The 334-nt window shown below is 59.0% G+C and carries 1 protein-coding gene; it reads left to right on the forward strand.

Annotation, left to right across the window (positions count from 1 at the left end; translation table 11 throughout):
• On the forward strand, window positions 1-334 hold a 334-nt coding region (locus HW115_RS19555; RefSeq protein WP_227021691.1), incomplete at both ends, for a glycoside hydrolase family 38 C-terminal domain-containing protein.

Below are 334 nucleotides of genomic sequence, written 5' to 3' on the forward strand. Positions count from 1 at the left end.
AATGGAGAACTGACCTACGCCGAAGTGCCGCAGTGCGGGTACAGCGTGCAATCGGCCGACCCGGGACTTCCTGAGGGAGTGTCCCCGACCCGTGTGGTCGCCGGAGGTGACGGCTATGTCCTCAATAACGGCCTGCTCGAGGTCAAGATTGACTCCAGAGGGCTGGTCACAGGCATGCTCGACCTTGAAAACCAGCGTCAGGTCATTGCCGATGGCGGGCAGGGGAACCTGCTGCAGATTCACAAGGATTACCCGAACCGTTGGAACGCCTGGGACGTGGATGTATTTTACAAAGATCAGGTGGAAAACCTGGATGGACCGGCGGAGGTGGAAG

Source organism: Oceaniferula marina (assembly GCF_013391475.1).
GTDB classification, from domain to species: domain Bacteria; phylum Verrucomicrobiota; class Verrucomicrobiia; order Verrucomicrobiales; family Akkermansiaceae; genus Oceaniferula; species Oceaniferula marina.